Here is a 6,414-nt window from a genome sequence, read left to right on the forward strand (position 1 = left end):
CCTCGGTGTGGGCCGCATTCGTGGCCCACGCAACCACTTTCCTGCGGCCAGGCGGACGCCTGGCGCTGGTGCTGCCCGCTGAGCTGATGTTTGTGAACTACGCGGCTCCGGTGCGCGCCATGCTGCTCGAACGCTTCAGCACCGTCAGCCTGGTGCTGTTCCAGGAGCGGGTGTTCGCCGACGCCAGGAGGAAGTGGTGCTGCTGCTGGCCGACGGGTACGGGCAGCCGGGCAGCGGGGCGTTCCGGCTGCACCAGGTGCACAACGCCCTGGGCCTGCAAAGCCTGGAGCCCGGGGTGCTGCATCCGGTGAGTGACCCGGCCGAACGCTGGACCAGTTCGCTGGCCTCCCTGGAAGCGCGCGGCATCTACGACGCCGCACTGGCCAACGCTGAATTCGTTCCGCTACAGACCTGGGGTGAAACCTCCCTGGGGGCCGTGACCGGGAACAACAAGTGGTTTACGCTCAGCGAGCGGGACGTGGCCGAGCTGGGGCTGGCCGAGCAGGACCTGATCCGCATTTCCCCGCCGGTTCCCGCCATCTTCGCGGACTGGAACTGGGGCAGGAGGACTGGGAGCGGTTGCGTGAGCACGGTGCAGCCACCTACTTGTTCCGCCCGCAGCTCTGCCTCCCCGGCGGGTCAGGAGCTGATTTCCGCCGGGCAGCAGCTGGGCGTCGACTCCGCATACAAGTGCCGGGTGCGCTCCCCCTGGTGGCGGGTTCCGATCCTGGCGGTGCCGGATCTGTTCATGACCTACATGAACGCCGACACCCCCAGACTGACCACGAATCATGCCCAGGTGCATCACATCAACTCCATCCACGGGGTCTACCTGGGGGCGGATGTGCGTGAGGTGGGCCGGGAACTTTTGCCGCTGGCGTCCCTGAACACGCTGACCATGCTGGGCGCGAGATTGTGGGCCGCTCCTATGGAGGAGGGATCCTGAAGCTGGAACCCTCGGAGGCCGACCGGCTGCCGGTGCCCAGCCCACACCTGGTCCAGGAACACGCCCCGGCGCTGCGTGCCATTCGGCCGGAGGTTGCCAGGCTGCTGCGGGCCGGACAGAAGCTGCAGGCCAGCGCGCTGGTGGACGAGATCGTGCTGGGCCGGATGCTCGGCCTGGACGCGGCGGCCCGCTGCTGCCTGGAGGACTCCCGCACCCATCTGCTGCAGCGGCGCAAACTGCGCGGCAAGGCGGTGCGGAAGGCGCAGGCCAACATCGGCACGCGGTGCGGGCAGGGAAGAATGCCGAGACCGGAATGAACAACTCCAACGGCAGGGAAACGGGGAACTAGGAACCAGATGGGGCACGAGAAGACGCTGGCCTTTGCCGAATTCGATACGGTGCTCTCCAGCGCCGCCAGGGACTCTCCCTGGTTGCTGGAAGGGGCCGTGCAACAGCAGTTCCAGCCGTCCTACTCGCTGCTTGAACAGTTGCTGAGCATCCCGGTGCGATCCAAGGCCGTCACCCGCTCCGGCCGCTTTGCCCAGGCAGTGGATGCGTGGCTGGCCCACGAGCTGCGGCGTGCCGGGTTCGATCAGGATCTGGTGTGGCCGCGCACCGAGGCGCCGCGGGTGCTTTCCTCCGACATCCTGGACCTGCTGCGCCGGCTGCCCGAACGACTGGCCGAGGAAGTTCACGAGGCGATCCTTGCCGGCAAGGCCGGCAGCACCGATGCCCGGATCCTGGGTCGGGCCTACATGAAGCAGACCGATGTGGTGATGACCCACTGGTCGCGGGGCCCGGAACTGCTGCTGAGCACCAAGGCAATGACTTCATCATTCGGGAAGAACCTGGCCAACCGCTACGAGGAAGCGTATGGGGACGCCGCCAACCTGCGCGCCCGCTACCCGTTGGCTGCCGTGGGCTTCTACTTCGTGCAGCGCGCCACGATCCTGCGCACCGAACCGGCCGCGTTCCGCCGCACCGTGGATATGATCCGCAAGCTGCGTGATTTCGGGGACGGCTACGGCTATACGGCCACCGGTCTGCTGCTGGTGGACTGGGATGAGGCCGACCCGAACCCTACTGTGCAGGTGGAGCACGACGCGGTGCCCGAAGACGTGGCCACCGAACAGTTCATGGCCACCATGATCGACACCGTGCTGCAGGTGACTCCCATCGACCTACACGAGGTGGCGCGGGCCCGGCGGGACGGGATCCCGGAGCCGGTGTCCAGCAAGGACCCGGCTGCGGACCTGCAGGACCCGCTCTTCTAGCCCCGCTGCTAGTAACCAGCCGGGTGCAGGTCGTGTTCGGTCTGTTGGCTACCGCAACGACACGGCGCGCATCCCAGCGCGTGCGGCACGGTGATGGTCGGCAGGACCGGGTGGACCCTGTCTTGTGCCTGGACCGGCACCGAATCCAGTGAAGGTTGACCGGTTCCAAGGGACAGGGGGAGGCTGTTCGCCCAGTCGCGGGCTGCGGCGGTGGCCTGGTAGATGAACATGCTCTGCCCGTCGAACTCGTACTCGCGCTCCAGGGCCCACAGCTCGGAGCGCTCGTAGAAGGCCCATGACGCCGGATTGGCGGCGTGAATGACGGTGATCGCAGTGCGTCCCGCGTCCAGGGCATGGGCCAGCCGCATCTCGGCGACCCGCTGGCGAATGCCCATCCGCCGGTAGCGCGGATCAACCACCATGCAGCCCAGCTCCACCGCATCCATCAGTTCGGTGGGAGCCACCACGCTGTCGTGGACAATCCCCGCCGCAACCAGTGCGCCTGCATCGCGCACTGTGACCACCAGCAGGGCGCGGTCCATTTTCTGATGCCAGCGGGCGTCAACACGTGGGTAGAGACGGGCCAGCTCCTCGCGCTCGGCGGCGGTTGGGGGCATGGCAGACAGGGCATAGTCCAAGAAGGGGAGCACTGGGATCGGTCCTAAGAAGTCAAGAACGAACGAAAGGAAAAGATTTCCGTCACCCCTGGTGACGGAGGGTTTCGTTGGCCTTTAGGGGACCGTTGCCGGCGGCTTCCGGCAGCTTCCTTGTAGGGCCCAGTTTGGCGGCTCGATGAGCCACAGAAAAATTATGCGGTTCCCAAGCGTCGGGAACAAGCGGGAAAGGGGTCCGGAATGTTAAATCTGTGTTAACCGCTGGCACGGCGGGCTATCGGCCTCGAACGCCGCGCCGTGAAGCACGGAAAGGCGCCGAAAGGGACGCCTGTCGGCAGGAGGATCGACCCCGATTTGGTGGCGGCGGAAAATGCCAGTAATATCGTTTAGGTGCCGCGGTGAGAAACTGCGGAAAGCACTTCTGGATCTTTAGCTCAGTTGGTTAGAGCGTTCGCCTCACACGCGAAAGGTCGCTGGTTCGAGTCCAGTAAGATCCACCAAAAACCCCCACAAGAATCTTGTGGGGGTTTTCTCGTATCCAAGCGGGTAAGCGGTTCTTGGCGGCCGGGCCTGCCAAGCAAGCTCCTGCTCGGCAGGCCCGGCCGGGAACGGTTCGCCGCGCTACTGGGCCAGCAGTTCGTGAACCCGCGGCTTGACCACGGTGCCCAACAGCTCAATGCTGTGCATCATCACTTCGTGGGGCAGCGTGCCGTTGGAATACTTCATATCCACCCGGCTCAGACCCAGCATCTGGGCAAAGCGCGCGATTTTTTGGGCCACGGTGTCCGGGCTGCCAGCGAGCATTGCCCCGTCCGGCCCCATGGCCGCCTGCAGACGCATCTTCGAAACCGGCGGCCAACCGCGCTCGGCTCCCAGCCGGTTCATCGCCCGCTGGTAGTGCGGCCACAGCAGTTCCAGAGCTTCCTCGTCGCTGTCGGCCACCAGACCATGGAAGTGCGCGGCGACCGGCTGGTCCGGTTTGCCGAAGGAGTCCAGGGCCTTGTGGTAGAGGTTCACCAAAGGTTCGAAGGCCGCGGGCTGCCCGCCAATGATCGCCAGGAACAGCGGAAGACCGTGTCGGGCGGCGCGGATCACCGATTCGGGCTGCCTCCGACCCCGACCCAGGTGCGCAGTTCGCTGGATTCCAGCAGCGGATAGACCTGCTGTTCCTCCAACGCGGTACGGGTCTGTCCGCTCCAACTGACCGGTTCGCCGTGGCGCAACCGGGCCATCAGCTCCAGCTTTTCCTTGAACAGGGTCTCGTAGTCGGTGAGGTTGTAGCCGAACAGCGGGAACGACTCGACGAAGGACCCGCGACCGGCGATGATCTCGGCCCGGCCGCCAGAGAGCCCGTCCAGGGTGGCGAAGCGTTCGTAGACGCGCACGGGGTCATCGCTGGAGAGCACGGTCACCGCACTGCCCAGCCGGATCCGTTCAGTCACCTGCGACAGGGCGCCGAGCACCACTTCCGGGGCGCTGATAGCAAAGTCGTCCCGGTGGTGTTCGCCCACCCCGAAGAAGTCCAGGCCCGAGGCCTCGGCCAGGCGTCCCTCGGCGACTACGTTGCGCAGCACCTGGCCGTGCGGCAGCAATTTGTCCTTCGCATCCACGGTGATGTCACCGAAGGTTTCCACGCCGATTTCCAGCTTCGTTGACCCGGTTGACTGGGTGCTCACCGTAACCACCTTTCCTCGAGACTTTCATGCAAAGACATGCATTCTGGTAACCCTTCGGGGTGGCTGATTCATTCCCCCGAGCCGGTGTTTTGGAAATCACAGATCCCGGGCGGTTTCCTCAGCATGGATCCAGCCTAAGCCCATGCCGCGGTTGTATCGTGAAGTCGTAGCAGGCAACTTCGTTTAAGGGGGTAGATCGGTGGCGCAGCAGGAGCGGGAGAACGAGCCCCGGGAGCAGGTGAATCCGGGGGCGGACCCGGATCCGAAGGTCTCGAGTCTGCCACGCATCAGCGCCAACGAAATCAGGCTTGGATCCCCTCTGGAAGCCAGCGAACCAAGCCAGCCCTACACCTCTTCGTGGCCGCTGCATGATGCCCCACCGGTCCCCGAGGACCCCACCGCCACCATCGCCGCCGCGGAGATCGGCGACCTGGAGGCCCGGACCGGCCAGGTGACCACCGAAGACGGGGTGACCGTGGTGCCCACCCGCGCGAACCCGGTCGCCCGGCGCCTGTTGGCCAAGATGTGGGTTTCCGACGCCCCGCCCACCCAGGCGCTGAACATCGTCGAACGGCTCAAGGGCACCCCTTACGCCAACCCGCAGATCAAGGACACCGAGGCTTCGGCCCGCCCGGTCCTGGAATTCGCGCTGGATCTGGCCGAAACACTTTTCCGCTACGGGGCCGGGGCCCTGGAGGTGGAGACCAGCGTCATCGCGGTCACCGCGGCACTGGGCTGAAGCACGTGGATGTGGATGTCACCAACCAGTCGATCCACCTGAACTACAACCCGACCGACGCGGACGGGTTCTCGGTGCTGCGCGTAGTGCGTTCCTCGACCGCGAACTTCGCCGGGCTGTGCCTGGTGCACGAGCTGGTCTCCGACGTGATTTCCGGGGGCATTGAAATCACCCAGGCCGCGACGCGGCTGCAGGTGATCATGCGCAAGCCGCGCCCCTTCCCACGCTGGTTCGTGGCCACCGCGCGCGGCGTGTTCGCCGCCGCGTTCGTGCTGTTCATCGGGGGTTCGGCCCTGGGCGCGCTGATCGCCTTCGGTTCCTCCTCTCTGGTTTCGCAGATCATGAAGTTCGGCAACCGCTGGCGGGTGCCCGAATTCTTCACGGTGGCGGCATCCACCTGTGCGGTGACCGCGGTGGCGCTGATCGGCTTCGCCGTCCACGCACCCATTGACCCGGCACTGGTGGTCGCCGGCGGCATCCTGCTGTTGCTGCCCTCGGTGCGCTTTGTCTCGGCCCTGCAGGACGCGATCAACGGCTTCCCGGTGACCGCGGTGGGCCGACTGTTTTCCGCCGGGCTGATCTATACGGCGATCCTCACCGGCATCTCGGTGGCCTGGTGATCAGTTTTATGCTCGGCGGCACCGAAGTGGACGTGCACCAGATCCAGCAGATCTCCTATCCGCAGTGTTCATGATCCTGCTGGTGGCGGTGGCCATCGCCGCCGGCGCGATCTCCGAACAGACCGCCAAGAAGCTCGTGCTGCCCACCGTGGTGATCGCGGTCATCGGCTACCTGGTGCTGCTGGTGTGCAATGCGCTGGGCTGGGGGAGCGGGCCACCCCGGCCGTGGTGGCCACCGTGATCGGCTTTGCCGCCCGGTTCACCTCGGAGAAGCTGCGCACCCCGCAGCTGGTGATTGCCTCGCCCGGGGTGTACTTCCTGCTGCCGGGCCTGATGATCTTCCGTTCCATGTACGGGATCGTGCTGGAAACCGACGCATGGACCAGGCGCTGGTGGAGATGTTCAACGCCTTTGCCATCATGCTCTCGATCGCCGGCGGCGTCGTGTTCGGCGACACGCTCTGCCGTCCGCTGATCGCCGGGGCCGGACGGGAACGCAAGCGCATTCGGCGCCGGTAACGCCTTGGCTGACCATGCCGCCGGGCC

General features: G+C 65.7%; 8 protein-coding genes, 1 tRNA gene and 2 pseudogenes. 9 read left to right on the forward strand and 2 right to left on the reverse strand.

Annotated features, from left to right (window positions below):
- The 4 genes and pseudogenes from JCM19049_RS19165 to JCM19049_RS06880 form a co-directional block, all read left to right on the forward strand.
- A pseudogene (locus tag JCM19049_RS19165) lies at positions 1–311 on the forward strand (hypothetical protein); the annotation flags it as partial.
- Positions 194–946: a hypothetical protein gene (locus JCM19049_RS06870; RefSeq protein WP_054821215.1), complete on the forward strand. Its 753-nt coding sequence runs from the start codon at positions 194–196 to the stop codon at positions 944–946. The pseudogene JCM19049_RS19165 and the gene JCM19049_RS06870, both read left to right, overlap by 118 nt.
- On the forward strand, positions 916–1,263 hold the full coding sequence (locus JCM19049_RS06875; protein ID WP_054821216.1) for a hypothetical protein: 348 nt from the start codon (positions 916–918) through the stop codon (positions 1,261–1,263). The genes JCM19049_RS06870 and JCM19049_RS06875 overlap by 31 nt, the downstream gene beginning before the upstream one ends.
- Positions 1,264–1,302: 39 nt before the next feature.
- Positions 1,303–2,220, forward strand: a complete 918-nt coding sequence (locus JCM19049_RS06880; protein WP_054821217.1) for a hypothetical protein — start codon at positions 1,303–1,305, stop codon at positions 2,218–2,220.
- 8 nt (positions 2,221–2,228) lie between these two features.
- Here JCM19049_RS06880 and JCM19049_RS06885 read toward each other — a convergent pair whose 3' ends face one another.
- A complete protein-coding gene (locus JCM19049_RS06885; protein ID WP_054821218.1) occupies positions 2,229–2,837 on the reverse strand; it encodes a GNAT family N-acetyltransferase in 609 nt (202 codons plus the stop codon).
- Between the two features lie 420 nt (positions 2,838–3,257).
- On the opposite strand from JCM19049_RS06885, the gene JCM19049_RS06890 reads away from it, so the two are divergent.
- A tRNA-Val gene (locus JCM19049_RS06890) sits at positions 3,258–3,334 on the forward strand.
- Between the two features lie 121 nt (positions 3,335–3,455).
- Here the strand turns inward: JCM19049_RS06890 and JCM19049_RS06895 are convergent.
- Positions 3,456–4,519 (reverse strand): annotated as a pseudogene (locus JCM19049_RS06895) (LLM class flavin-dependent oxidoreductase).
- 190 nt (positions 4,520–4,709) lie between these two features.
- Here JCM19049_RS06895 and JCM19049_RS19170 point away from each other — a divergent pair.
- The 4 genes from JCM19049_RS19170 to JCM19049_RS19185 all read left to right on the forward strand — a co-directional run bounded on the left by JCM19049_RS19170 (position 4,710) and on the right by JCM19049_RS19185 (position 6,343).
- On the forward strand, positions 4,710–5,249 hold the full coding sequence (locus tag JCM19049_RS19170; protein WP_279402637.1) for a hypothetical protein: 540 nt from the start codon (positions 4,710–4,712) through the stop codon (positions 5,247–5,249).
- 5 nt (positions 5,250–5,254) lie between these two features.
- Positions 5,255–5,869, forward strand: coding sequence for a threonine/serine exporter family protein (locus JCM19049_RS19175; RefSeq protein WP_279402638.1), 615 nt, complete (start codon positions 5,255–5,257; stop codon positions 5,867–5,869).
- A gap of 70 nt (positions 5,870–5,939) precedes the next feature.
- Complete coding sequence (locus JCM19049_RS19180) at positions 5,940–6,110, forward strand: hypothetical protein (RefSeq protein ID WP_279402639.1); 171 nt, start codon at positions 5,940–5,942, stop codon at positions 6,108–6,110.
- Positions 6,095–6,343 carry a hypothetical protein gene (locus tag JCM19049_RS19185; protein ID WP_279402640.1) on the forward strand — a complete coding sequence of 83 codons (249 nt, stop codon included), beginning with the start codon at positions 6,095–6,097 and terminating at the stop codon, positions 6,341–6,343. The genes JCM19049_RS19180 and JCM19049_RS19185 overlap by 16 nt, the downstream gene beginning before the upstream one ends.
- The last annotated feature ends 71 nt before the right edge of the window (positions 6,344–6,414 follow it).

It is taken from the genome of Arthrobacter sp. JCM 19049 (assembly GCF_001310435.1).